The sequence below is a fragment of the Alteromonas macleodii genome, from assembly GCF_903772925.1.
GTDB lineage: Bacteria > Pseudomonadota > Gammaproteobacteria > Enterobacterales > Alteromonadaceae > Alteromonas > Alteromonas macleodii_A.
Map to the genome: position 1 here is coordinate 2,251,511 of NZ_LR812090.1, position 24,451 is coordinate 2,275,961.

At 42.6% G+C, this 24,451-nt stretch carries 22 protein-coding genes; 14 read left to right on the top strand and 8 right to left on the bottom strand.

Annotated features, from left to right (window positions below):
- Positions 1-3: 3 nt before the first annotated feature.
- A complete protein-coding gene (locus tag PCAR9_RS09680; protein ID WP_232091169.1) occupies positions 4-1,614 on the bottom strand; it encodes a response regulator in 1,611 nt (536 codons plus the stop codon).
- Between the two features lie 229 nt (positions 1,615-1,843).
- Between PCAR9_RS09680 and PCAR9_RS09685 the strand changes: the two genes are divergently transcribed.
- From PCAR9_RS09685 to gmhB, 4 genes are all read left to right on the top strand, one after another.
- Entirely contained in the window at positions 1,844-2,998 is a 1,155-nt protein-coding gene (locus PCAR9_RS09685) for an acyl-CoA dehydrogenase family protein (protein ID WP_179983419.1), read from the top strand.
- A gap of 61 nt (positions 2,999-3,059) precedes the next feature.
- Positions 3,060-4,190, top strand: a complete 1,131-nt coding sequence (locus PCAR9_RS09690) for an enoyl-CoA hydratase/isomerase family protein (protein WP_179985200.1) — start codon at positions 3,060-3,062, stop codon at positions 4,188-4,190.
- Between the two features lie 229 nt (positions 4,191-4,419).
- On the top strand, positions 4,420-5,292 hold the full coding sequence (locus tag PCAR9_RS09695; protein ID WP_179983420.1) for a putative RNA methyltransferase: 873 nt from the start codon (positions 4,420-4,422) through the stop codon (positions 5,290-5,292).
- Between the two features lie 4 nt (positions 5,293-5,296).
- Entirely contained in the window at positions 5,297-5,875 is a 579-nt protein-coding gene (gene gmhB / locus PCAR9_RS09700; protein ID WP_179983421.1) for a D-glycero-beta-D-manno-heptose 1,7-bisphosphate 7-phosphatase, read from the top strand.
- Positions 5,876-5,948: 73 nt separating this feature from the next.
- On the opposite strand, the gene PCAR9_RS09705 is transcribed toward gmhB, so the two are convergent.
- Positions 5,949-7,475 (bottom strand): DUF3413 domain-containing protein, encoded by a 1,527-nt coding sequence (locus PCAR9_RS09705; RefSeq protein ID WP_179983422.1) that lies wholly within the window; start codon positions 7,473-7,475, stop codon positions 5,949-5,951.
- 8 nt (positions 7,476-7,483) lie between these two features.
- Positions 7,484-7,702, bottom strand: coding sequence for a YejL family protein (locus tag PCAR9_RS09710; RefSeq protein WP_179983423.1), 219 nt, complete (start codon positions 7,700-7,702; stop codon positions 7,484-7,486).
- A 160-nt stretch (positions 7,703-7,862) separates the two neighbouring features.
- On the opposite strand from PCAR9_RS09710, the gene yejK reads away from it, so the two are divergent.
- The 3 genes from yejK to PCAR9_RS09725 all read left to right on the top strand — a co-directional run bounded on the left by yejK (position 7,863) and on the right by PCAR9_RS09725 (position 10,902).
- The gene (gene yejK, locus PCAR9_RS09715; RefSeq protein WP_179983424.1) at positions 7,863-8,969 is read left to right on the top strand and encodes a nucleoid-associated protein YejK; all 1,107 of its coding nucleotides are present in this window, start codon (positions 7,863-7,865) and stop codon (positions 8,967-8,969) included.
- A gap of 66 nt (positions 8,970-9,035) precedes the next feature.
- Positions 9,036-9,911: a 6-carboxytetrahydropterin synthase gene (locus PCAR9_RS09720; RefSeq protein WP_179983425.1), complete on the top strand. Its 876-nt coding sequence runs from the start codon at positions 9,036-9,038 to the stop codon at positions 9,909-9,911.
- 139 nt (positions 9,912-10,050) lie between these two features.
- Positions 10,051-10,902 carry a M23 family metallopeptidase gene (locus PCAR9_RS09725; protein ID WP_420000791.1) on the top strand — a complete coding sequence of 284 codons (852 nt, stop codon included), beginning with the start codon at positions 10,051-10,053 and terminating at the stop codon, positions 10,900-10,902.
- 127 nt (positions 10,903-11,029) lie between these two features.
- Here PCAR9_RS09725 and PCAR9_RS09730 read toward each other — a convergent pair whose 3' ends face one another.
- Positions 11,030-12,853 carry a M61 family metallopeptidase gene (locus tag PCAR9_RS09730; protein WP_179983427.1) on the bottom strand — a complete coding sequence of 608 codons (1,824 nt, stop codon included), beginning with the start codon at positions 12,851-12,853 and terminating at the stop codon, positions 11,030-11,032.
- Positions 12,854-13,042: 189 nt separating this feature from the next.
- Between PCAR9_RS09730 and PCAR9_RS09735 the strand changes: the two genes are divergently transcribed.
- The 4 genes from PCAR9_RS09735 to PCAR9_RS09750 all read left to right on the top strand — a co-directional run bounded on the left by PCAR9_RS09735 (position 13,043) and on the right by PCAR9_RS09750 (position 16,295).
- Positions 13,043-13,726: a PilZ domain-containing protein gene (locus PCAR9_RS09735; RefSeq protein WP_179983428.1), complete on the top strand. Its 684-nt coding sequence runs from the start codon at positions 13,043-13,045 to the stop codon at positions 13,724-13,726.
- A gap of 64 nt (positions 13,727-13,790) precedes the next feature.
- On the top strand, positions 13,791-14,252 hold the full coding sequence (locus tag PCAR9_RS09740; protein WP_179983429.1) for an Mpo1 family 2-hydroxy fatty acid dioxygenase: 462 nt from the start codon (positions 13,791-13,793) through the stop codon (positions 14,250-14,252).
- A 140-nt stretch (positions 14,253-14,392) separates the two neighbouring features.
- A complete protein-coding gene (locus PCAR9_RS09745) occupies positions 14,393-15,466 on the top strand; it encodes a sensor histidine kinase (protein WP_179983430.1) in 1,074 nt (357 codons plus the stop codon).
- A 1-nt stretch (position 15,467) separates the two neighbouring features.
- Positions 15,468-16,295, top strand: a complete 828-nt coding sequence (locus PCAR9_RS09750; RefSeq protein ID WP_179983431.1) for a LytR/AlgR family response regulator transcription factor — start codon at positions 15,468-15,470, stop codon at positions 16,293-16,295.
- 135 nt (positions 16,296-16,430) lie between these two features.
- Here PCAR9_RS09750 and PCAR9_RS09755 read toward each other — a convergent pair whose 3' ends face one another.
- Positions 16,431-17,435, bottom strand: coding sequence for an ATP-dependent 6-phosphofructokinase (locus PCAR9_RS09755; RefSeq protein WP_179983432.1), 1,005 nt, complete (start codon positions 17,433-17,435; stop codon positions 16,431-16,433).
- A 211-nt stretch (positions 17,436-17,646) separates the two neighbouring features.
- Between PCAR9_RS09755 and PCAR9_RS09760 the strand changes: the two genes are divergently transcribed.
- A complete protein-coding gene (locus PCAR9_RS09760) occupies positions 17,647-18,489 on the top strand; it encodes a DUF6279 family lipoprotein (protein ID WP_179983433.1) in 843 nt (280 codons plus the stop codon).
- 157 nt (positions 18,490-18,646) lie between these two features.
- Here the strand turns inward: PCAR9_RS09760 and PCAR9_RS09765 are convergent, their stop codons facing one another.
- The 3 genes from PCAR9_RS09765 to PCAR9_RS09775 all read right to left on the bottom strand — a co-directional run bounded on the left by PCAR9_RS09765 (position 18,647) and on the right by PCAR9_RS09775 (position 22,645).
- Entirely contained in the window at positions 18,647-19,441 is a 795-nt protein-coding gene (locus PCAR9_RS09765; protein WP_179983434.1) for a TIGR03915 family putative DNA repair protein, read from the bottom strand.
- A 51-nt stretch (positions 19,442-19,492) separates the two neighbouring features.
- Positions 19,493-20,734 carry a putative DNA modification/repair radical SAM protein gene (locus PCAR9_RS09770; RefSeq protein WP_179983435.1) on the bottom strand — a complete coding sequence of 414 codons (1,242 nt, stop codon included), beginning with the start codon at positions 20,732-20,734 and terminating at the stop codon, positions 19,493-19,495.
- A 270-nt stretch (positions 20,735-21,004) separates the two neighbouring features.
- On the bottom strand, positions 21,005-22,645 hold the full coding sequence (locus tag PCAR9_RS09775) for a response regulator (protein ID WP_179983436.1): 1,641 nt from the start codon (positions 22,643-22,645) through the stop codon (positions 21,005-21,007).
- Between the two features lie 121 nt (positions 22,646-22,766).
- Between PCAR9_RS09775 and PCAR9_RS09780 the strand changes: the two genes are divergently transcribed.
- Positions 22,767-23,339, top strand: coding sequence for a VC2046/SO_2500 family protein (locus tag PCAR9_RS09780; protein ID WP_179983437.1), 573 nt, complete (start codon positions 22,767-22,769; stop codon positions 23,337-23,339).
- Between the two features lie 78 nt (positions 23,340-23,417).
- Positions 23,418-24,413 carry an oxygen-dependent tRNA uridine(34) hydroxylase TrhO gene (trhO, locus tag PCAR9_RS09785; protein WP_179983438.1) on the top strand — a complete coding sequence of 332 codons (996 nt, stop codon included), beginning with the start codon at positions 23,418-23,420 and terminating at the stop codon, positions 24,411-24,413.
- Positions 24,414-24,451: the final 38 nt, after the last annotated feature.

A 24,451-nucleotide genomic window follows, 5' to 3' on the forward strand; every position in this document is an offset into this window, starting at 1 on the left:
AAACTAAAGTGCTTGCTCTTGTGCGGACAAAGTAAGCTGTTCTAAACGGGTCCTATTTGTCTCGTTCAGCGGCAATGAAGTGATTTTTTCAAGTAAAACATTGATGTTAAATTTACGGTAAACGCCTGTATCTGCTTCAATCATGCATTGAAGCAGGTTTAACCCGAAAGCTGCAGTTTCTGGCGAGAGCTGAAATGCATCGTAAAAATGCTTCATTGCTTTATCAAACATTCCTTCTATAAACAGTTGGGTGCCAGATTCATTAATAGAAATAGCCTGTTCGTGGTTTAGTCCCAATCGTTCACCACCAGTGAAAATTAACTCGTCGTTCATCACTTGTTCTGATATGGCCTGTAGTTCAGCATTTTTTTGCTTAGCCATTAACAATAACTCACCTGCTTTGCGTTCATCGCCCAGCCCGTGATGAACCTTGGCAGCAATCACTAAGACAGACGGTTCGGTACGCAGGTAATTATCAATGTGGTCACTTTCAAGCAGAAGGCTGGCTTTCTCTATATCGCCATCTAACACTGCTGAAAACGCCAGAAGGTAATCCCTTTTTTGCAGTGTTTGTGGGTCGCCTTGGCTTCTACCCGCAATACCAACTAGTTTTCTCGCTTGAGACAAGCTTTCTTTTCTGTTGGTTTCAGGTGACTCTTCTGCCAAGAACAAATAAAACTCTGCCAATTCAAAGGTAAAGTCGTTAAACCTGTCTTTAGCACTGCGGTGCATCGCACGCTTTTTTTGCAAAAGGTCTATAGCTTCAACGACTTTGTCCTGTTTTTGATACGCTAAAGTTTTTAGTTTAGCGGCGGGCAAACTCAATTCACTGAACTTTATCTCGTTAAGGTATTTTTCTACCTGTTCATAAGAATTCTGCTCAAAGGAAATAGAAGCTAGCCATTCAAATGCCTTATCCCGTGCCAGGCTCGAATTTACCATTTGGCTTAGATGGCTTTTGCAGTGTGGCCATTGCCCAGATGCGTACTGGCATTTAACTTTGCCCCATTGCGCCCACAACACTTTATCGCTGCGGGTCAGCACATCATCATAAATACTCAAAGCCCTTTGGATATCGCCGTTTTCATAAAGAAGCCTTGCATAAAGTTTTCGTATATCCGCTACAAGGCGAGGGGGGATGCCTTCTGAGATTTTGGCGCGTACTACACTGATAGCTCTTTCTAATTGTTTATTGTCTAACGAATGCAAAACGTTTTTAACAAAATCACGGTATTTTAAATAGTGATTAATTTGGCGGGTCAGTGAGGCAATAGTGTAGGGTTTGATGAGTAAAACGTCGGGTTGAAGATCCATGATCCGACCGATTATTTGAGGAGAGCGGTCCGAAGTAAGAAAGATGATTCCTGTACTCGGCCTAATAAACCCGGCTTCTCTCAAATTTTGAACCCATTCGACACCAGTTTTGCCCTGACCAAGGTGGTAGTCCATTAATAACAGTTCAAAGTTCTGTTTTCTAAGCGCCGCTTTCAATTCAACGCCAGATGCAAAGCTACTCACCGATAAATTTGCAATAGACATGAGGTGGCCCCGCAGCGCGGTTCGAGCGGTAGCATTGTCTTCTACTATGGCTATTCTAAATTCCACGGCAATCATATGAATACTTTTAATTAAAGCTAGCTTATCAGCGGCTGGGAAAAAGTGCATTATTAAAAAGGATAAGTTTTGACTACCAGCATTACTCTCAGAATCAAAATCATTCTCTCGTCACAAAATATTTACGTTATACACCCATAAATTTAAATAAATATTTACCTTTACGTTTACGTAAGGGGTAGGTATTGGTTATTGTGTTTAAAAAGCAACTCAGTTGAAGGTATGTCTAATGAACTTTGAATTAACCGATGACCAATTAGCCTTTGAAGAAACAGCTCGCCAATTTGCTCAACAAGAATTAGCGCCAAATGCCGCAATGTGGGATAGAGAGCACCATTTCCCCGTAGAGGCGATTAAAAAAGCCGGCGAATTAGGTTTTTGCGGATTGTATGCACCTGAAAGTGCGGGTGGCCTAGGCCTGTCAAGACTCGACTCTTCAATAATCTTTGAGCAGCTTTCAATGGGGTGTACTACAACTACAGCCATGTTAACTATTCACAACATGGCTACGTGGATGATAGCAACATGGGGCACCAGTAAAGTTAAAGATATGTGGTGCGAACAATTAGTCACAGGTGACAAGCTTGCCTCTTATTGCTTAACAGAGCCTGGCGCTGGATCTGATGCTGCTTCACTTAAAACTAGAGCAGCTAAAGCTGACGGTGGATATGTACTAAATGGCGCTAAAGTATTTATCTCTGGAGCAGGGAGTACAGATGTTCTCGTTGTCATGGCGCGTACCGGCGAGGATGGTCCTAAAGGCGTATCTGCATTTGCAGTCCCTGCTAATGCAGATGGTATTGAATACGGAAAAGCAGAAGAGAAAATGGGGTGGAATGCCCAGCCCACTCGTATGATCACATTTGACAATGTAAAGCTTGATGATAGCTGGTTGTTAGGTGAGGAAGGTCAAGGCTTTAAAATGGCCATGCAAGGGCTTGATGGCGGCCGAATTAATATTGCTACCTGTTCAGTAGGCACAGCACAGCAAGCGCTAAACGTAGCCCGTGATTATATGAATGAGCGTGAGCAGTTTGGTAAACCTATTGCAGGGTTCCAAGCTCTTCAATTTAAATTAGCTGATATGGCGACTGAGTTAGTTGCGGCTAGACAGATGGTACGTATGGCAGCGTGTAAGTTAGACAATAATGACGCAGATAAAACGACGTACTGCGCTATGGCTAAACGCTTTGCAACAGACGTAGGTTTTAATGTGTGTAACGATGCGCTCCAATTACACGGCGGATACGGTTATATTAAAGAGTACCCATTAGAGCGTCACTTTAGAGATGTTCGTGTTCATCAGATACTTGAAGGTACCAACGAAATTATGCGTGTGATTATTGGGCGGCGCCTACTTTCCGATGAGCGAAGCGTTCTTTAATGCGCTTGCAGCTCAGTCAGAAAAAATGCGTTTCTAGGCACAATCAATGGAGAAAGTGAATATGACAGATGCGGAGTCAGTAGTCATTGTAGATGAGTTAAAAACATCGAACGGCGACTTTACAATAGGACGTTTAACGCTTAATAAGCCAAAAGCACTGAATGCGCTGGACCTAGCGATGGCAGAAATCATGCTAAAAGCACTTCAACAGTGGCAGACGCGTAGTGATGTTGTAGCTGTGGTCATTGATGCTGCAGGTGATAAAGCGTTTTGCGCTGGTGGCGACATCGTATCTATGTACAAGTCGATGGTGGAGGCACAAGGCCAAATTCCATCGTTCTTGGAAACGTTTTTTGAAACCGAATATACCTTAGATTACACCATTCACAACTACAGCAAACCCATTGTAGTGTGGGGCAGCGGCATTGTAATGGGCGGCGGTATGGGTCTGCTATGTGGTGCTAGCCATCGCGTAGTAACCGAAACGTCGCGATTAGCTATGCCCGAAATTACTATCGGATTATACCCTGACGTAGGAGGGAGTTATTTCCTTCCCCGTCTACCTGGAAAATCAGGTTTGTTTTTAGGCTTAACAGGCGGGCAGATGAATGGTGCAGACGCCCGTTTTGTAGGCCTAGCGGATGCGCTAGTAGCTAGCTCAGAAAAAGAGACTTTGATACAAAAGCTTTCGAACTATTCATGGGATGAGATAGAAAGTAATCGTTTAAATGATTCTGTAACCTCTATTCTTGAATCTTTAAAGGCACCGGATTCTGCGCCTAGCAGCAATGTAGAGCCTAACATGGCACTCATTAATGACTTGTGTGCAGCTGGTAATGTCACTGACGTAGTTAATTCAATTCTTGGCGCCGATATGAGCCAAGATAAATGGTTGTCTCGAGCACAAAGCACATTGGCAAAAGGCTCTCCGATAACTATGCATTTAGTTTATGAGCAGTGTAAAAGAGGGGCGGATATGACCCTCGCTGATTGCTTTAGAATGGAAGCTAATATGTCTTGTCGCTGCGGTGAAAGTGGTGAGTTTCAGGAGGGTGTTAGAGCTCTATTGATAGATAAAGATATGTCGCCTAAATGGAAATATGAAAGTGTAGAAGACGTGCCGCAAGATGTGGTAGAGCATTTTTTTACCTCTCCATGGCCCGAAGATAAACACCCCTTATCAGGTTTATAAATTACTTTTTTGACAGAATGTGGAAAAGACATTTGTAAAAAATAGGCATAATTTAAATTAGCGAGCCAAGCGTAGACATCACTGATAACGTTTGGCTTTATAACCTTTGCATCTTCCTACCTTCGTACCTTTATACCTTTGTACCCTTACCGTTATTTTGCGCTGTTATTGCCGTAAAGGTGTCGATTTTGATATCCTTTAGTAAATTCACAATAACAAAGATCTCGTCATGTGGCATTGCCCACTTTGTAAATCACCTATTTCATTAAATTCAACGCCAATCCGGTGTGAAAACAATCATAGCTTCGATAAAGCAAAATCTGGCTACGTTAACTTATTACCGGTTCAGTTTAAGAAGTCGAAACTTCCGGGTGACGATAAGGATATGGTGAAAGCTCGTAGAGAGTTTCATCAATTAAACACCTATCAACCGCTGAAAGATAGGTTAATCGAGGTGGTAGGGGACCTAATTGTTGAGTCGTGCAAAGAAAAAGGGTTGGCAGAAGACGGTTCTAAACAAAGTATCTCTATTTATGATGCTGGTTGCGGAGAAGGAAGTTATTTAGACGCAATGGTTCAGGGCCTTGCGCTTAAAGGTTTTTCTATTGAGGCTGCGGGCAGTGATATATCTAAAATAGCCGTGGAGTTGGCCGCTAAGGCTTATAAACATGCTCAGTTTGTTGTAGCAAGCAGCTTTGAACTACCCCTTGAAAATTCTACTCAAGATTTAGTGATACAGGTCTTTGCGCCTGGAAGCAACGACGAGTATGAACGGGTATTGAACAGTGAGGGGCTACTTTTAACCGTCGACCCTGCGCCTAACCATCTGTTTGAGCTTAAACAGCAAGTCTACGACACACCAAGAAAACATCAAATTGATAATGGGCCTAGAAGTGGATTTACTCGCATCCATGACGAGTGTTTTTCATTTCCCATCAATTTTGAAAGTGAAGATCACAAGATAGCGCTTATAAAGATGACCCCTTTTTATTGGAAGTTACCACACGGTAAAATCGAGTCTATTGTAGCGTCGTTAGAAAAAGTAACCGCAGACTTTCACATCCAAATTTGGAGAAAGGGCGCGACTGTTGGTGATGAGTAAATAGATGTCCAGCCATAATCAAAAAGCGCTGTTTTTAGACCGAGACGGTGTTATTAACGTTGACCACGGTTACGTTGGTAAATATGAAAATTTTGAATATGTAGAAGGTATCTTCGACGTCGTGCGCAAGTTTCAAAATGAGGGTTACCTGCCTGTAATTGTCACTAATCAAAGTGGAATAGCGCGAGGCTATTACACTGAAAAAGATTTTCATAGGTTAATGGCGCGAGTGCAAAAAGATTTCGCTTTCCACGATGTAAAACATATCCCTGTTTATTATTGCCCTCACCACACCCAGGGTAGCGTAAAAAAATTTACTATCGAGTGCCAGTGCAGAAAACCATTGCCAGGCATGCTGCTCCAAGCTGCTAAAGAACTTGATATCGACTTGTCCAACAGCATACTCATTGGTGATAGTTGGCGAGATATAGAGGCTGCTAATGCTGCCGGTCTAACGGAAAGCTTTTATTTGTCACATAAACGTATAACTGATGAGCAGCTGAGTAAGCTTAATTCTTCTCACCGTGTATCTAACGTTACTAGCCTATCTGAAATAATGAAATGGTTACGCGTAACGCTTTAAGTTTTTGTTACTAATAGAAAAAAGCAAAATGTGTTGCAGCGATAGGTTGGCCTACCGCTGCGAGAGAGAAGCTCTAGTTCTGTGTGGAAAAGCGGGATAAGTGCTTTATGGCCTGACTGAGCAAGTCAATGTTCAAAGCATCTTTACTGCGTTTGCCGGAAGTCAAATCGCTGATTTCATAGCTACCGTTACTTAGAACATCTGTCCGTTTATTTCCATGAAATACTACGATTCGCTCGCCTGAGGTACTTACTAACCAAGGGCGCGATGGTGCCAATAAGTTTTGGCCAGTCGAATAGAAGGTTGATGGTGCGTTACAACCCAAGGCATTCAATATAGTTGGTGCCAAATCTTCAGTACTTGCTAATTTACCTTTGATATCTAGCGTGCTGTAAAGTGCACCCTTACCATTTTCACTGCCAAAGCCTGTCGCTATTAATACTTCATGTTTTCTATCAATAGTATTTTCAACATAGTCTTTGATATCTGAACCTTTCATAAAGGTAATGTGCAGCCCTTCATGGTTATTACTCAAAGGCTGTACATAGCCAGATAATTGAGGGAGAGGTAGTGCGACATCGCTATGTATTGATACCGGCATACCCGAACCTAAAGGTAAGGCCAATAGTACAGGGCGCTTTTGAGACAAGGCATCCTGATAAATTTCCGGTACACCAAATAAGGTTGCCGTCATTAAACCTTCAACACTGCTGGCTGTTGAATAATAATTGGCAAGGGTATTTAACGACACACCTTCAATACCACTTAAGTCAACAGCGTTATCATTATCTACTTGAACGACTACGGTAAGATTTTTATTGGTCTCAATAGAGCAATAAACTGGTTCAGCAGGATAGGTGATATTGTGAATATCAGGGTTAAATTGCAGCTGCTTTCGCTCCTCATAGGCCGCTAAGTCAAGCAAACCGTAGCGCGACATGGTGGTTTTAGCTGTCGCAGGGTAGGAAAGCGGAAACATGTTGTCTTGGGCAATAATAGGTTGATAAAGCTTGGCATCAGCCCACACATGAATAGCATGACTGGTTACAAAACAACTCACGAAAAATGTTGTAACAGGTATGCCCACTTTATAGCGCGTGAAGCGCTCAACACGCTTCCATATCGCATTAGCTAAAACTAGCTGGAAACCAAGCCAAACAATGAACAGAAGGAACAAGAAGGCCCACTGCTGCCAGCTCTCTATAGCCATTGTAGATTGTGCTTCGCTGCGCAGTAAGTCTGCAGCATGAAAGCTAATATGAAACCCTGTACGGTTGAACAATAAAGCATCAAACGCTAAAAGTGCTAGGCCCACCGCAGCAATAATGGATGCGCTAGCTTTTATCACTCTCGGGTTATTAACCAAATAACAAAGTGGGAGAACAAAAATGACAAAGCCAAAAAAGGTCATAAACCCAATATGGCCAAACCAATTGGCTAAAAGGTACACGGTGCCGACACCTGTGCCTGGCATAGGTGATGAGAAAACAAAAATCGAGGCAATAACAATGGCGATGATAATATTCGCCAAGGCAAACCAGTGCCCCCAATTTACCAGTTTAGTAACGCGCTGGCGACGAGGTGATTCGGCAAGTATCATGCAATCCCTTAGCTTTTTGTTACGCTTTTCTTAAGTACATCGGCAAACTGTGCTGCCATGGCTTCGCGATTTTCAGGAGCAACCTGAGTATTTAAAATATGTGTAATAACGTTGCCTAACACCATAAGTGAAAGATCGCGGTTTGCACCGCCTTCTTCTAGGGTTAGAATAACGTTATTCATTAGCGTTTCGAATTCGTCGTTGCTATAGCGGCTCTGTTGGGGCATTGCTACGCCTCTTTTTTATGATTATCTTTGATAAAAAGAATGGTTTTAAACGTAAAATGATTATAATCGTTGTTTGAGTGAGTACAATCATTCATTCTAAAATCCCGCAATTCTTTGAATATTTCTGACACTTTTTAAGCAACAGGACACCAGATACTCTATGAGTGCACTGATTCATCACTTTGTTGTACATCGCTTGATTGTAAACAAAGAAGAGAAAATTGAAGCAATTCCCCGTGATAACTGCTTGGCAGTAACCCCGGAAATTGAGCTTTTAGCCCATCAAATTAACCATAGCTTCAATGCTAAACCCGGAAAAGGCGTGGGGCATTTTGTCACTGAAGTAACCCGCGAAGCGAAAGTGGAAGGTGAAGAAGGCGAAGCAATCACGCAAACAAGCACTGAGAATGTGGCTGAGTTCGCCGAAGGCCTCAGGCAATACATGGATGTTCAAAAAGAAGCGGGAGACAACGTAGAAGATGCATTTCACGCGTTTTCAGTATCGGCGACTAATCGCTTAGTACGTACTTTAGCTGATACAGGTACGGTAGAAACTGGCTTTCTTATATTCTGCCAATATGAATATCTAGCCACCCAGTATTTAATGATAGCGTTACTCAATACCCGTTCTCATGTAGAGGTTACCAATTCATTAGACCTGTCTGCCCGGGAACATTTAGATTTAGCTAAAATGCAGCTGGCCGTACGTTTCGATTTAACTCAGTGGGATATCCAGCCAGAGCAACAGCGTTACGTAAGCTTTATAAAAGGTAGAATGGGTCGCAAAGTATCTGATTTCTTTATGCAGTTTGTGGGCTGTGAAGAACTGGTTGATGTTAAGCAACAAAACAAGCAGCTAATTTCTACTGTCGATGCATATCTTGCCAGTGAGTCGTTAGACCCACAAGAGCAGCATCAGCATAGAGAAGAAGTTAAATCGTACTTCAAAGAAAAGATTGATGCAGGCGAAAGCTTGTCGGTGGATGAACTGGCAAACCGACTTCCTCAAAACGAGGAAACCAGCAGCAACTTTTCTGCCTTTACTCAGTCTATGGAAGCACCACTTGAGAAAGAAATTCAGCCCGATCCAGCAGCGTTGAAACAGCTTGCAAAGTTTACCGGTCAGGGTGGCGGGGTATCGCTTAGTTTTGAACGTAAGCTAATGGGCGACAGAGTGTTTTATGATCCGGCTACCGATACACTAACTATTCGTGGAATTCCACCTAATTTAAAAGATCAGCTTAATCGCCAATCTTCAATGGACTAGTCGCTGCGAAACGTAGATAAAAAACGTATACTAGTTAATAGAATATCAACTCGATTCAAGGGTGTTATGCAATTATTTGTAAATGATTTGACAGTGATGGACTTCTCTTACCTTTGCCCAAAGCGCGGCATGGTGGGTGAAAGCTGGATTGTCGATGTGATTTTGGACGGTGAGCTTAATGAAGAGAGCATGGTTCAAGACTTCGGTCACGTGAAAAAGAACTTAAAGCGACTTATTGACGAATATGTCGATCATAAGCTTTTAGTACCCGCGGAATACAGCGGTTCAGAGGTTATTCACGATGACGTTACTGAACAGGTAGAGACCCGCTTTACCTGCACCGATGGGCGTAGCATCATGTTACATTGCCCAGCGGAAGCCTATGCATTCGTTTATTCAGATGAAATAAACATGGAGTCTGTCGGCGTTTACTTAAAAGAAGTGCTAGCAACGCACCTTCCTGAAAACGTTGAAAACATAACGCTGCATTTGCGCGCAGAAATTATCAACTCACCGTTCTATCACTACACTCACGGACTTAAGAAGCACGATGGTAACTGTCAGCGCATAGCTCACGGGCACCGTTCTCGCATTGATATTATCTTGGACGGTAAAGTGAGCACGGAAAGTCAGCAATATTGGGCAGACCGTTGGGCAGACATTTATATTGCAACTCGAGAAGATGAAATTGCCTACAGCGATAGAAAGCTTAAAGGTCAAGTTTCAAATGAAGCGGATTACTACTGTTTTGCTTACGAGTCGTCTCAGGGCTATTTTGAACTATTAATTCCTAAGTCAGATTGTGAAGTCATCGAAACCGACTCAACGGTTGAGTGTTTAGCTCAGTATCTTCTTGAAGAACAAAAGAAGCGCACGCCTGATGGAGTTTGCCAAGTAATCGCCTATGAAGGCGTGGGTAAAGGCGCTACGGTTAAAGGCTAGCGTTAGCAGAAAGCAGTAAAGGACAGGGCACAATATGGCTACCACACATACTAAAGGCACGTTAACTAACCCAATAATCAGCGTAATAACAAGAGCGTTGGGTAAGAAAATTCCAAGTGCATTAACGTGTATTTTTGCAATGGGTGTAATTACCGTAAGCCCTGTTGCGACTGCGGCAATTGCTACGAATAATGATACTGAAATATCGTCTGACCCAGCCCAAGATAAAAACCCGATTGAAGTTTCGCTAAATGGTAAATTTACCCAAGGCGCCTTGTTACGTGGTCAGGCACCAGCAGGCGCTACGGTCACTCTTAATGGCGAGCCAGTGCAGACAAACAAGGACGGCAAATTTGTTGTGGGTTTTGAAAGAGAAGCACCTCTTCAGCAACGTTTAATAGTGAAGCTAGATAATGGTAAAACGTGGAAACGCGACATCACCCTTGAAAAGCGCGAGTACAATATTCAGCGCATTGATGGTTTAGAGCAGAAAATGGTTACGCCGCCTGCTGAGGTAACTGCACGGATAAAACGAGATAACGTCAACGTTGGCAAAGCGCGCAGCGGAAATAGCGATTTAGACGCTTTATTCACCCGTTTTGAGTGGCCAGCTAAAGGTAGAATATCTGGCGTGTATGGTAGTCAACGCATATTAAATGGTGTGCCGAAATGGCCGCATTACGGCGTAGATATCGCTAACAAAACAGGCACCCCCGTATATGCGCCTGTGGATGGTGTGGTTACCATGGCCGACGATCTCTATTACTCAGGTAACACCCTGATTCTAGACCACGGTATGCGTGTTTTTTCAACGTTTTTGCATATGGATAGCTTCACAGTTGAGGTAGGCGATACCGTCAAGCAAGGTGAACAGATTGGAACGATTGGGTCCACTGGCCGCTCCACCGGTCCGCACTTGGACTGGCGTATTAACTTAGGGAAAACTCGATTAGATCCGCAGACCATAATTTCTGGTTCCCCCGAACAGTAAATCCCTATAGATCTCAGTGCTTAAAGCAGTAAAGAAAAGGCGCTTTCAGGTAAAATCCGAAGGCGCATTTTTAGTAATCTTTTTAAGTATTCTTTTTTGTATTTTTTATTAGTAATAATGCGTTACTTTATTTACCTAACCACTTATTAAGTTTCTCTTCATCAGTAATTTCAAAGTATGCCATTTCTTGTCTAGCCCGAGTGATTTCAAGAGGCAGCGTTAAAAGTCGCCCATCGCGAATAAGCGTTATGTCTACCGTCGATGTCTGCGGGTTATCCAATAAGCGCTGTAGCTTTTGAGCGGTAACAATATGGCCGTCTAGAGCAATAATGACATCGTTTAAAAGAATACCTGCCTTCATCGCAGCAAGACCTTCAAATACCTGAACTACCGTTAGTCCAAACGATGCGGCTTTTAACGTGGCGCCAAGCTGATTTTTAATTGAAGGTAGCTGTGAAAAACCCCCTTTATCGTCAGCTGAGACACGTGTACGGGTGTTGTAATTAACGCCCATGTCAGAAACCAGTGCAGCCAATTCAACATCGTCAGTACCATAAACTACACGGTCTAAATAGTCTGAAACATCAATGCCAAAATGGGAACTGCACAGCGACTGAATCACGTTATCGGGTGTGCCACACTCGTCAACGCCATAATGCTTCCAGAGCAGTTGCATTAAGTTGTCTAAGGTTACTTGGTTGTTTGACCTTTTGCGAAGCAGTAAATCTAGCCCAAGGGCAATAATGCCGCCTTTGGTATAATAACTAACAATATTATTAGTAGCGCTCGCATCTTGTTTGTAAAATTTTGTCCAAGCGTCAAAGCTACTTTCAGCTGCACTTTGTTTAAAGCGCCCAGCGTTTTGTAACAGACGACTGACATTTTGAGCCACAATATCGAGGTATTTTTGAGGCTCAATAACACCAGCTCTTGCTAGGGTTACGTCATCGTAAAAGCTTGTAAAACCTTCATAAATCCAAAGCTGGTTGGTGTAGGTTTCCTGAGATAAATCAGGCTTAACCATAACCTCAGGCTTGATGCGCTTCACATGCCATGTATGAAAGAATTCATGACTACACAAGCTTAAGAAGGTTATGTAGCTGTCGGTTTTGTTTTCGCCTTCACCTATCTGTGGCAAATCAAAACGCGGATAAAGAAGGGCGGTTGAGTGCTTATGCTCTAAACCACCAAAGCCGTTATCGGCAAGCAGAGTCATAAACAGATAATTATTTATGGGTTGTGGAGCACCAAACAAATCCAAGTGGTGCTTGCAAATAGGTGTGAGGTCTCTAGCTATGCGCGGGTAATCGATATTGTTGTTGCCTGAGAAAAGCAACGTAAAAGTAATACCGTCTACGTCGAAGCTGTGGGTGTCTGCAATACCAACGTAAATAGGGTGGTCTATGAGTTCATCATAATTTTTTTCGGCGTAATGCCAGCGCTTCGAACTCGTACTTTCGCTGCGAATTGGCATAGAGGTGTAGGCCGTCCAATTTGCGGTAGATGGGTCACTATCATCGAGTTCAATGTCTAGTTTGCAGGCTGATTGCTCAAAACCCGAAACGCGTAAAAACGCACTCGTACCATTTATAAATGCGTACTGATCGTTCATAAAGGCGGAGCGAATTGACAAGTCATTGGCATAAACCGTGTAGTTAACGGTGCAAGGTTTACCGTCAGTTTCAACACGCCACGTTTGTTTATCGAGCTTAGTTACCGGAACGCTATCGGAGTTTTCGTCGCTAGAATTCTCTATGTGGCTGGTACTTAACGTAGCACTCAATCTAATTATGCTTTTCGCGAAGTCGCGAACCATGTAGCTTCCTGGGATCCAGCTTGGAAGAGTAAGTGTTAGCGATGAATCTTTATGTTCAGGAATGTGTAGCGCAACAGTAAATTGGTGTGCACGCCAATTTGAAATAGTTAACGTATAGTGAAGAGCAGAAGGCATAGACGTCCAATAGGGTAAAAAAACGATACCTTAACTATATCAACCTATTAGGTTAATCCCAATAGATAGGCAAGCAGCCTGTAGATCTTTACGTTTATAGAAGTCGGTTTACCATCATAGTGTTGATAAGTTTTGATTTGATGCGTAAATTGGATGAACTTACATTAAACCCAGCAATAACAAATACAAATGGCTGACAAAATACAAAGCGACTTATTGAACGAAGATAATTTGGAATCGTTGCGAACGCTAGTCCCTGGCGATATCGTCGACTTGCAAATTGCGATGCCTGCTGCGCCGAAGCGTGTAAAGACAGAATACGTAGGCATGCTTACAGATGAGTGCTTGCTTTTTCATATCCCCACCTCGGCCAAGTGGATAACCGTTCGCGATGCACTCACTGTAGGTAATGAGGTTGTCGTTCGTTCTATACTTGAAGGCGATACTGGCCAAGTAATTGCCTTCAAAGTAAAAGTTTTAAAGTTGCTCGCTAAGCCTTCAGGTTTACTTATAACAACGTTTCCTAAACGCATCGAAAGTATAGGGCTTCGCGCGGTTAAGCGCGCGCAATTGGGCGTATCTGTAACATTGGAGTCTGAAGTGTATCCAGAAGATGAAAATGTGACAGGTATAATCATTGATTTGAGTGAAAAAGGATGCAAAGTTGCACTTCAGGTCAAGCCAAATTGGCCTGTAATGCTTGATGAAGCCGAAGTTCGGCTAAACTATTCGTTAGACGGTAAAGAAGTAGCCCTCACAGCAAGGGTTAAAAACCATAAGCATGAAAGCGATATGGTTTATTATGGGCTCGCCTTTACCTGTGATGAAAAACTGATAAAAACGCTGTTGTCCCGACATACATTGTTGACCTAGTGGTTCGTTAAACATGTTTTCGGGGCGATTTAGATAATTATTAAAAACAGGCAAAGGGGCAGGTATGAGAAGCATTGAGCGGCTTTTAATGCAGTATGGCGAAAGCCATCAAAACAAAACGAACGTTATCATTCACGCTATCGCCGTACCAAGTATTTACTTCGTTTCTATTGGCTTGCTGTGGAGTTTGCCGGTACCGGATTTTATAGCCCAGTTTGATATAACCTGGGCACACATTATTGCAGTCCCCGTGCTCTATTATTACTTCATGTTGTCTGGGCCAATAGGTGCAGCAATGACACTGCTCACCATATTATGCTTTGGCGCTGTTAATACGTTAGAGCACTTTAATATCTCAGTATGGTTATTCTCCTTAGTTTTGTTTGTCGTCATGTGGGTATTGCAGTTTATTGGACACCATATAGAAGGCAAAAAACCATCGTTCTTCGAAGATCTACGCTTCCTTTTAGTTGGTCCTGCTTGGTGGTGGGTTCACTGGCTTAAGAGAATGAACATAAGCTATTAATATAAGCGACGTTCTTTTGAAAAATGCTTAATTTCAAGAATTTGCCCTGCGACCAGAGGCATAAGGTGTACGACCAAGCCGCTTGGGTCACAGCAAGGCTGGCGTATAATCTTCATATTAGTTTTTAAATTGGTAATAATGTGAGTCGCTTTCAGCGTGTAATAGAAAGTAATGAACGGTTATTTTGGACGTTGCACAGCGCAGGCTGGGCAGGGTTTGCGATAATTTATTACATCGGTTCGTTTCTTCATGATGTAAGGCCCATTTGGGTTTTTATAATCATGCTAAACGCCTATGCAGGGTGGTTGTTAACCATTCCACTGCGCTACATTTATCGTTGGGCAAGGAAACAATCGCCGCTAAACATGATCATAATAGTGATAGTGTCGTGTTATCTAATAGCGTTATTGTGGGCAGTAGTGAAAAACATTAACTACTGGGAAATATATAAACACGGGTATCGCCCAGACGAATGGTATATGTATTTCACCAACACCATTAACTCATTGATAATGGTCGGCTGCTGGAGTGGTGTGTACTTCGGCATCAAAAACTTTCAGATGCTGCAAAAAGAAAAGCAAAATGCGCTTAAAGCCAGCACCATGGCTCACCAGGCGCACATCAAAATGCTTCGCTATCAGCTTAACCCGCATTTTCTTTTTAATACGCTGAATGCTATTTCTACCCTTATCCTTTTGAAAGAAAATGATACGGCGGAGGCTATGGTCTCGCGCTTAAGTGATTTCTTGCGCTACTCGCTAGACAATGACCCGATAAAACGCGTCCCGTTAGGTCAAGAGATAAAGGCGTTAAGACTTTATCTTGAAATAGAAAAGGTGCGTTTTGATGATAGGTTAGATGTACAGTGGGATATCGACGAAGAGTGCGAAAGTGCGCTTGTACCCAGTATGATCTTGCAGCCAATTATTGAAAATTCAATAAAGCATGCCATATCTAAGATGGAAAATGGTGGTCGTATTTCCATAACGGCACGTACGTTTGGTAATGATTTATTGATGGACGTGGCTGATAACGGCCCAGGCGCAGATATCAAAGATGGCAACCTTAGCCGTGAAAATGGTGTGGGCTTAGCCAACATAAAAGAGCGTTTGCAATCCCTTTATCATCGTAATTTTGCATTCTCTATAGAACACAATCAGCCTTCCGGTGTGCGGGTTAGAATTCGCATACCGTATGAAGTTAAGGACGTATAACATGACAAAGCAAGTGATTAAAACCATTGTAGTGGACGACGAACCTTTAGCGCGCAGAGGCCTTCGTGCAAGGTTGGAACGTCATGATGATGTACAGGTTCTTGCAGAATGTCAGAACGGTCTTGAAGCTGTGAGCAGTATTTCTCAACATCGTCCAGACTTAGTGTTTTTAGACATTCAAATGCCGGGTTTGAATGGCTTTCAAGTAATTCACAAGCTTCGTGAATTAAAGCAGCCAATTCCAATGATTGTTTTCGTAACTGCCTACGATAACTATGCGATTAAAGCTTTTGACATACACGCGCTAGACTATCTGTTAAAGCCAGCGGACGATGAGCGTCTTGGCGCCGCGTTAGATAAGGTTCGTGAATACTTCTCAACACAACATCAAGATGAGCAGTCTCAAAAGTTGGTGAGCCTAGTGGCTGAACTAACCGGTGATGATTGCGAGGAAATTCTACGTAAATTAGCTAGCGGAGAGCCGGTTGAGACGAACCCTTACCCTGATGTTTTAGCTATCAAAGATGGTTCAGAAGTAACCCGTGTAAACGTACAAGACATTCAATGGATTGATGCAGCAGGCGATTATATGTGCGTACATGCGCTTGATGGCATGCACATAATGCGTAAAACCATGAAAGAGCTTGAGCAAGAACTAAACCCACAATTTTTCGTTCGCGTGCACCGTTCTGCCATAGCTAATATTCGTTTTGTTAAAAAGCTAGTCAGTCACATCAGTGGCGAGTACCACTTAATACTCCAAAACGATACAGAACTTAAGGTAAGCCGCAGTCACCGCGATAAAGTCAAAGCGGCTATGAAAATGTAACCTAGCTCAAGTAGTAAAATGTTTAAGGCGTTGTTTAGAAATAGACAACGCCTTTTTTGTTTGTGGTTTTCAGTAACTAACTATGCGGATTGGTAAACGCTTCTTGTTTTCTAATTATAGCCTCTAACCGTCAATTCAGTTGCTGCTGTATCGCTCATTCATAAGCGTAAGCATAGCGTCAACACGTGCCTCGTTAAGAGGTTTGGTATCTTCCCACGTTTTGTTAAGGGGGACAGTAACAGGGCGTTGATTTACTTCACCTACCATAATGTTAGTAATGTCACTGCCGACTAGACTTATTGCGAATTCTCCAAGTGTCGTTGCGAGCAACCTGTCTTGGGCAACAGGTGAGCCACCACGCTGAACATGGCCTAAGGTTACCGGCCTGACGTCACTGATATCGTGGCTCTGTAATGCCTCAGTAAGGCCAGCTAAGCCATTTGGCCATACGTTTTCAGCAACGACGACGATGAAACTAACTGGTCCTTTTAACGCGCGCTGGGCTTTTATTTGGGCAACAAGTTTCTCTATTTCTTTTTCAGCAGATTCAAAAAATTCCGGTACAACCACGTAGTCGGCTGCAGAAGAGAGTGCAGCATTCAATGCTAAAAAGCCCGCGTTCCTGCCCATGACTTCTATAAGAAATATACGCTCAAATGCATCTGCAGTATCTCGAACTTTATCGATAGAACTCATCGCAGTGTCTATAGCGGTAAAATAGCCGATGGTTGAATCTGTGCCGCTAATGTCGTTATCTATCGTGCCGGGAATTCCTAAAATTTGGCCGTCCCATTCTTTCCCTAATTCCGCTGCACCTCGAAATGAGCCGTCGCCGCCAATCACAATAAGCGTATCAATTTCTGCTTTCATCAAATTGTTAGCTGCTTTTTTAATTCCTTCTTGGCGCTTAAGCTCTTTGCACCTTGCACTGTGCAAAATGGTACCGCCTTGTTGGATCAAGTTGTGGGTAGTGTCAAGCGATAGGGGAATGTACTCTTGTTGCAACAGTCCATTGTAACCATGCTTATAGCCAAGCAGCGTATAGTTAGCTTTCTGGCATGCGATAATTGCAGCACGTATACATGCATTCATACCTGGTGCGTCGCCACCAGAGGTTAAAATTGCGACACGTTTTGACACATTAAAGTCCTTCTTTTTACCAGTATTACAGTTAAGGTAACGTTAAGGTAACAAGACGTAAAGTGAACATCTGTATTGTAGAGAATTTAAATAATTTAAAATAATAAAGCAGACCGAGTAGCGAACGCTTCACCACCCACGTCTGTTTTTTAATTGAGTTTATATAAGCGAATTTGCAGCAAATGACGTAGTTAACAAAAAAGGATGAGTTATGCGTGTACTGTTAGTATTTATTTCTGTTGTGTTTCTTGCATCATGTAGTTCCAAATTGGCCTACAACAACCTGGATTGGTGGGTTTACTGGTACATGGACGACTATATTGAACTTAAAGATGAGCAAGAAGAAAAATTTGATGACTATCTTCAAAACTGGCTACGCTGGCACAAAACCTCTGAACTTAAACGTTACCAAGCTCAACTTACCGATATTAAACGTCAAATAAAAGAAGGGACCTTAGATTCAAACTCTGTCCATGAACACCTTGCAAACGCAAGAGCGCATTGGGAAAGAGTGCGTAATGAAGTTAGCCCTGAATTAGCAGAAATAGCCAAAACGCTCGATGATGAACAAGTTGTTACGCTTTTTGCCGCCCTCGAAAAAGATAACAAAGAGGAGGAAGAAGAGCGAAAAGAGGCGCTGGAAAAGTCTGAAGAAGAACGGTTAAAAGAGCGTGTCGAGCGCATTGAGGAGACCATCAGTGAACGCATAGGCAAGCTAACTAGCGAACAAAAGCAAATTGTTGACTCTTACGCGACTCAGTTCATTCCCACGGGAGGAGAGTGGTTAACCTATCGCAGAAATATACAAAATGCGGCGCGAAAATTATTTGTAACCCGTAAATTTAACGATAAATTTGAAACGGAACTGGTTGTTCTAATGCAAAACTCAGATAGCTATAAAAGCGATGTTTACAAGCAAAGCAGCGCACATAACATGACCGTTAGCGCTGCGTTAATATCTGAGCTTTTCACCACGCTAACTGACGAGCAGCGAGAAACCCTTATAGAAAGTATTGATGACCTAATTGACACTATAGAAAATTTTAGAGACTAAGTTGGTATTACAAATAGATACTAATCCAAAGTAGAATTACACAAATCAGCGCTAAACAAAGCTTGGCTCAGATGTACTAGCTCAGAGTTTATGGGCCAAGCTCGTTTATGGTTATTCGTTTGGGTTAGCTCGTTAATACAAGCTCATTTGTATTGACTCAGTGCTTATTGCCATCGTTTATCATTTTTCTGGCCCGAGCGTCCGATTGCTTAATCATATCGTCTATCAGCGACGTCTCTGGCATATTTTTCCAATACTTTTTAGGCATCTGATTTAACATCGCACCTGTTTTGATACGCGCTGGATTAAATATATTGGCGTAATAGGTCAACCAGTATTTTTCAATGCGGTCATCATCGGGTACAACGCTTGGATCGGGATTATCTTCTAGTACTAGGGTTTCGGTATCCCAATGAGCTGCACGATAGGGCGTTAATATAGACCACCGCATATTCTTAAAACGGGTTTGGAAGAAGTTGAGCTTTATCTCTAAACTGAAATGCTCTGGTTCATACCAGGCGACAAAATGCTCTTGCCCCTCTAGGTCTATTTCTCTGAACCTCAGGAAAGCACTCATTTTGTAAGCATCACGTTTTACCGCTTTCGCCATGGCGAAAAGCTGAATGACATCGTCGTCAGTTTTCATTTGTAAAAGTTGCTTATTTTCATAAACGACACGCCATAACACCCGGTAACAAAGCGCAAATCGTTTATCATCGTTATGACATAGGGCGTACTTTAAAAGCATCAGTGTAGGTTTAGGAATACTAAGCTTGCTTCGCGGCCTTTTTCTTTCGCATTGCTCATCACCACTACCGAACAGATCGTCTTGTACAGAATGTGCGCTCTGCCAAATAATATGTTCAGGGGGAATGCGCTCAGCAATGCATTCTCGCGAAGCTTCCCGCCATTCATCAAAGCCAGGTATTGAAGTAATGGTAATGGTCTTCATGTAACGCTACCTTTTAGACTACGGCTGAATTTAGCTGCATTAACAACACACTCAAGCGTTAAACAACTCAAACTGTTTAGGCTGTTTAAACTGAAGCTCGAAATTATTACTGTCGAGTAAATGGATATCAGGGAAGTAATCTCCAACGCTGATAAAAGGCTTCAATTTTTTAAGAGGTAGCCGCATTTTAGTAAGGTCAATCCAGTTGAGCTTTGTATTACGCCTTATAGATAAAATCTTTTGTACCGTTCGCGCACCAAGACCGGGAACGCGTAGCAGCATTTGTTTGTCAGCTTTGTTCAAATCAATGGGAAATAGATGACGGTTACGTAATGCCCATGAAAGTTTCGGGTCGTAGTCCATATCTAACATGTCGTCTTGCAAGATTTCATCTAGGCCAAAACCGTAAAAGCGTAAAAGCCAATCCGCTTGATACAAGCGGTGTTCTCGTATCAATGGCGCCGGTTTTAGCGGTAAAACTTCCGAAGCATCAGGGATAGGGGAAAATGCTGAGTAATACACACGTCGAAGTTTCTGATCGCTGTAGAGCTTAACGCTTGTGCCTAAAATGGTTTTATCGTTTGACCCATCGGCACCTATAATCATTTGCGTAGACTGCCCCCCAGGTGCGAACCGGGGAGGGCGTTTGCCCGAATATGTTTTGTCTACTTTATGCTCTGCAATTTTTTCTTTTAACGTATTCATCGAACCGTGAATATCGCCAAGATCTTTTTCTGGGGCATACTTGTTTAGCGAAGACTGTGTAGGCATTTCCACATTAATACTAAGTCTATCAGCATAAAGACCCGCTTCTGCTTGTAGTTCTGGCGACGCATTCGGGATAGTTTTAAGGTGAATATATCCTTTAAACCCGTGATCAAGACGTAGCGATTTTGCAATACGCACCATGCTTTCCATAGTGATATCGGGCGAACCCACAATTCCAGAACTTAAAAACAAACCCTCAATGTAATTGCGCTTATAAAAATTTAGGGTTAAATCTACCGTTTCTTTAACTGTAAAACGCGCCCGTTGAACATTGCTTGAAACTCTATTAATGCAATAATGGCAATCATAAATACAGTAGTTTGTCATAAGGATCTTAAGCAGCGAAACACACCTTCCATCTGGTGTGAAGCTATGGCATATCCCCGAGCCACCGGTAAGCGAACCTATACCGGTCTTTTCGGTTTTTCCAGCTTGTCGTTTACCTGCTGAACCACTCGCGCAAGACGCGTCGTACTTGGCCGCATCGGAAAGAATTTCAAGTTTTTGTATCAGTCTGTCATGCATCGCCGATGTTTACTTCCTTTAACCAGTCTCAGTTAAACAGCCTAGTGTTTTTAACCAAAGTATCGATATGAGCGTTTTTTGGCATAAGCTGCATGGCACTGCGTTATATCATGTATATATATACAGCACAATTGATTACGGCAGTAGAGGGGAAAGTTTTAATGTTAACCAACGCGGCTTACAACACAGATGTATAGGCTAATAGCAATGAATTACCAGCGATAGAAAAAGGTAGGGTTGCTTTGAAAAGAACTAATATGTCACTGGGTATCAAAAGCCAATATACTTAGAAAGTTCATCTCGAATATTTTCGTACTTTTCTTTGTATGGCGCTTTGAGTGTCATATCATCAATCAGCTTAAACAAACGCTTACATTCGTTTATTAACTTCATTTCCGCTTTATCTTCTTTTATGGCTATTTGAAGAAGGCATTGAAGCAGGTTAAGTGCAACACCTGTATTAACAGGTGCAAAACCTTGAGCAAGGGCAAACGAGGCTTTAGCGCGTTCAAAGTCTTGTTGCTGGTAGTGTTGAATGCCCTCACGGTTAAATTGCTGATAGCTAGCGAGGCTTTTTTGTGCGTTTTGCGCTTGTGTCTTTAACATGTAAGAACTGTTTTGGTCGAGTTCTTCACCCCTCGATGAAAGTAGAGAACTTAACTGCAGCGCGTCGTCGAACTCTCCCAGCTTATACATAACGTTAATGCTATCTGGAATGAACGCTGTAGGTACTTCTGCGTATTTATCATCAAGCTGTATTTGCGATGTATTGAGATGACGCTTTGCATCAATGAGCTTCCCATCAATCGCGCTTATCCTTGCATTTACAATATTGCCAAAAATTTCTACGTCGAACTCCCTGTCGATTTTATATAGGTGCTCATCAAACTTACCACGCTGTAATGTGAGTAAGGCTTCTTGCTGATATTTATTGCGCTGGCTTTTGTCATCAGCAGATTCAGCGACATCAAGTAAACTACGTATCATTGTGCACCAATGTAAACTTGCTTTATGTACAGTGCGTTTTGATAGGTTCCAAATTGCTTGGCTAGAGTTGGCTGCTAGTACTAAATCGTCATTTTCCCGGCCAATTTCACAAGCCTTATAATGACGAGGTAATGAAAACGGGGAAAGCTTGATAGCTTCCCTAATCGCATCTAGGGCTTTTTCACCTGCGTCCAAGGCGTGATGCGCTTGCGCAAGAATATCATGAGCATCAGCATTGAAACGGTTGCGTTTTAACGTTTTCTTGGCAATGGATATCGCTTTTTCATATTCATTCAACAGCAGATAGGTTCTACCAATTGCTATTTGTGCCCATAGCACAGGCCTACCTTCGATATATTCTTTTAGTACATCTAGAGCTTTTTGGGGTTGAGAAATACGCCAATAGAGTTCAACTAGCAGTTGTTCGCAGTGTCCTTTGTAGTGGCGAGGGTTTTCTAAAAGTGTCTCAATATGATCTATGGCACTGTTGTATTCACCTTGCTCTATAAGGTTGAACGCTTGTTGAAGAAATTGTCGTTTTTGCCACGCACGAACGATGCGAGATTTTAACTGTACTTGTGAAAAGGGTTTTATTAGAAAATCGTCTGGGCGACGTTCAATACTGCCAAGCACAACCGGTCGAGCACTATCTGCACTGATAAGAATAAATACTGAGGTTGGATTGATAAGCCTTCGCGTGCGCAACTCTTCTATAAGTTCATAGCCATTTTTGGTATCAGCACCCAAGTGTAAGTCGCAAATTACAATATCAAATTTGTGCTTTTTACACAGCGATACCGCCTGTTCAGCAGAAGACTTAGTGACGACATCAGACGCCCCCATTGAATGCATTAGCCCTTTCAAAAGAAGAAGGAAAGGACGTTGGTCCTCAACAATCAGTACTTGTTTGTTGCTAAATTGCATTTCGAATCCGTGAATAAACACACTATCAATTAGTAGAAGTATATCTAACTTTAGAAAATAAGCTTAAGAAAAACATTATCTTGCCGACAACATACGTATACAACAACAGCATTGTGTACGTATGTCGCCAGATTTAGCCTCAGCAAATGAACAAACATCAATAGACCCCAGTATTTACTGGGAGCGAAGTGGTGTACTTGCTCGGGCGTCATCGCAGGGGGCATTGTTCTCGTTATACCTTGCAATGCAGCAACATAGCGTAGCTGAACCGTTTGAAATTGAAGCGGCAACGTCAGACGCTGACACAGCGAATAGTATAGAAGCGCAACTTGCGGCGTTAAATCACTATAGACGTCCTTCACTGTCCGTCAGTGAAAATGAATGGACAGACATGCAAGTACACTCAAATTTACTCGCTACAGACTACGAAGGTGCACGCCTTTTTCTTAGTATGAAGCCTGCGCCGTTAGCTCAAACTGATGACGCGAAGCGCATCCCGGATGACGTTGTAGACAACTGCAGTCTAGCTACCCAGAAACGACTGAAAAAGCAATATGACAACGCTATAAAAGAAGATAATACGTTACTTTACGATGTTATATCTTCGCAAGGCGACGCCGATGACGGGAAATATGGGAAAGATAAGCACCAAGCTAAAACGCCAGACTTTTCTTCATTTGAAAATATCGCCTAGTTTTTAACGGTCAGTTTTGTTATATTCCGCGCCGCATTTTTGCACTGGTCTTACGCTCCAATCAGCAAAGGTTAAAATATGTCTAAATATATTGTATGCGCAATGTATAAATTTGTTGCGCTTGAAAACTTTAAAGAAATCCGCCAGCCGCTTCTAGAAACTATGGAAGCAAATGGTATAAAAGGTACGCTTCTACTTGCTCACGAAGGCATTAACGGTACAGTTTCAGGTACCCGTGAAGGTATCGACGCATTGCTCGCTTATCTGAATAGCGATGAACGTATCAATCCTATCTCTTACAAAGAATCACTTCACGACGAACAGCCGTTCTATCGCACTAAGGTGAAACTTAAAAAAGAAATCGTGACCATGGGCGTTGAAGGTATCGACCCTCGCCAAACTGTAGGCACTTACGTCAAGCCTAAAGACTGGAATGCGCTAATAAGCGACCCAGATGTAACCGTAATTGACACGCGAAACGGTTATGAAATAGAAATTGGCACTTTCAAAAACGCCATTGATCCTAAAACCGACACGTTTCGCGAATTCCCAGAATACGTAGAAAAAGAACTCGACCCGTCAAAAAACAAAAAAGTAGCCATGTTCTGTACTGGCGGCATACGCTGTGAAAAGTCGACAGCGTATTTGAAAGAGCAGGGGTTTGAAGAGGTTTACCACTTAGAAGGCGGCATTTTACAGTATCTTGAAGATGTGCCGAAAGAAGAGTCTATGTGGGAAGGCGACTGCTTTGTTTTCGATAACCGCGTTGCGGTAAACCACGACCTTGAAAAGAGTCATTACGAACAGTGTTACGCGTGTCGACTCCCTATTACTGAAGAAGATACGCAAAGCGATAAGTATGAGCCTGGCGTAAGCTGCCCTCACTGTTACGGCACGCATACCGACGATCAAATTGCTCGCTTTAGAGAGCGCGAAAAGCAGGTTCAGCTAGCGAAAGAGCGTCAGCAGGAACACGTGGGTACCGAAGCGCGTTTGACCATGGAACAAAAGCGTAAGGAAAAAGCAGAAGCTCAACGTTTACGCGCACTTAAAGCAAAAGAAAATCAGGCGTAGACAGTCAGAAAGAAGGGCGTTACACTCGTGTTTATTGC

Coding starts and splice junctions, on each gene's coding strand:
- gmhB (WP_179983421.1), top strand. CDS start 5,297: ATGTCCAGCCATAATCAAAAAGCGCTGTTTTTAGACCGAGACGGTGTT.
- PCAR9_RS09690 (WP_179985200.1), top strand. CDS start 3,060: ATGACAGATGCGGAGTCAGTAGTCATTGTAGATGAGTTAAAAACATCG.
- PCAR9_RS09730 (WP_179983427.1), bottom strand. CDS start 12,853: ATGCCTTCTGCTCTTCACTATACGTTAACTATTTCAAATTGGCGTGCA.
- trhO (WP_179983438.1), top strand. CDS start 23,418: ATGTCTAAATATATTGTATGCGCAATGTATAAATTTGTTGCGCTTGAA.
- PCAR9_RS09685 (WP_179983419.1), top strand. CDS start 1,844: ATGAACTTTGAATTAACCGATGACCAATTAGCCTTTGAAGAAACAGCT.
- PCAR9_RS09705 (WP_179983422.1), bottom strand. CDS start 7,475: ATGATACTTGCCGAATCACCTCGTCGCCAGCGCGTTACTAAACTGGTA.
- PCAR9_RS09735 (WP_179983428.1), top strand. CDS start 13,043: ATGGCTGACAAAATACAAAGCGACTTATTGAACGAAGATAATTTGGAA.
- PCAR9_RS09680 (WP_232091169.1), bottom strand. CDS start 1,614: ATGATTGCCGTGGAATTTAGAATAGCCATAGTAGAAGACAATGCTACC.
- PCAR9_RS09760 (WP_179983433.1), top strand. CDS start 17,647: ATGCGTGTACTGTTAGTATTTATTTCTGTTGTGTTTCTTGCATCATGT.
- yejK (WP_179983424.1), top strand. CDS start 7,863: ATGAGTGCACTGATTCATCACTTTGTTGTACATCGCTTGATTGTAAAC.
- PCAR9_RS09710 (WP_179983423.1), bottom strand. CDS start 7,702: ATGCCCCAACAGAGCCGCTATAGCAACGACGAATTCGAAACGCTAATG.
- PCAR9_RS09765 (WP_179983434.1), bottom strand. CDS start 19,441: ATGAAGACCATTACCATTACTTCAATACCTGGCTTTGATGAATGGCGG.
- PCAR9_RS09770 (WP_179983435.1), bottom strand. CDS start 20,734: ATGCATGACAGACTGATACAAAAACTTGAAATTCTTTCCGATGCGGCC.
- PCAR9_RS09725 (WP_420000791.1), top strand. CDS start 10,051: ATGGGTGTAATTACCGTAAGCCCTGTTGCGACTGCGGCAATTGCTACG.
- PCAR9_RS09720 (WP_179983425.1), top strand. CDS start 9,036: ATGCAATTATTTGTAAATGATTTGACAGTGATGGACTTCTCTTACCTT.
- PCAR9_RS09695 (WP_179983420.1), top strand. CDS start 4,420: ATGTGGCATTGCCCACTTTGTAAATCACCTATTTCATTAAATTCAACG.
- PCAR9_RS09780 (WP_179983437.1), top strand. CDS start 22,767: ATGTCGCCAGATTTAGCCTCAGCAAATGAACAAACATCAATAGACCCC.
- PCAR9_RS09775 (WP_179983436.1), bottom strand. CDS start 22,645: ATGCAATTTAGCAACAAACAAGTACTGATTGTTGAGGACCAACGTCCT.
- PCAR9_RS09740 (WP_179983429.1), top strand. CDS start 13,791: ATGAGAAGCATTGAGCGGCTTTTAATGCAGTATGGCGAAAGCCATCAA.
- PCAR9_RS09750 (WP_179983431.1), top strand. CDS start 15,468: ATGACAAAGCAAGTGATTAAAACCATTGTAGTGGACGACGAACCTTTA.